Source organism: Vibrio sp. 1978 (assembly GCF_033344345.1).
The window spans coordinates 1-559 of the sequence record NZ_JAWPOP010000847.1; the positions used below are offsets into that span (position 1 = coordinate 1).

The 559-nt window shown below is 47.4% G+C and carries 1 protein-coding gene; it reads left to right on the forward strand.

Annotated elements, in window-relative coordinates:
- Positions 1-12: 12 nt before the first annotated feature.
- On the forward strand, positions 13-559 hold a 547-nt coding region (locus R8N49_RS29450), incomplete at its 3' end, for an efflux RND transporter permease subunit (RefSeq protein WP_318190738.1).

Consider the following 559-nt stretch of genomic DNA (forward strand, 5'->3'; position numbering starts at 1 on the left):
GGAGGCTGGTTTATGAGCGAGCAAAACAAAGTGCCTCAAAGTGATGATGACGTAACGGGCATTGCGGCTTATTTCATTCGAAATCGCGTGATTAGCTGGATGGTGTCTTTGATCTTCTTGATTGGTGGTATTGCTGCCTTCTTCGGGTTGGGACGTTTAGAAGATCCGGCCTTTACCATCAAAGATGCGATGGTAGTGACGTCATACCCAGGTGCGACGCCGCAACAAGTGGAAGAAGAAGTGACGTACCCGCTGGAAAAAGCCATCCAGCAACTGACTTACGTTGACGAAGTGAACTCCATTTCCAACCGTGGCTTATCTCAGATCACCGTGACGATGAAAAACAACTATGGTCCCGATGATTTACCACAAATTTGGGATGAATTGCGTCGAAAAGTGAACGACTTAAAAGTCACGTTACCACCGGGTGTTAATGAGCCTCAGGTTATTGATGACTTCGGTGATGTGTACGGCATCTTGTTGGCAGTGACAGGGGATGGCTACAGCTATAAAGAGTTGCTGGATTATGTCGACTACTTACGCCGTGAACTTGAGCTGG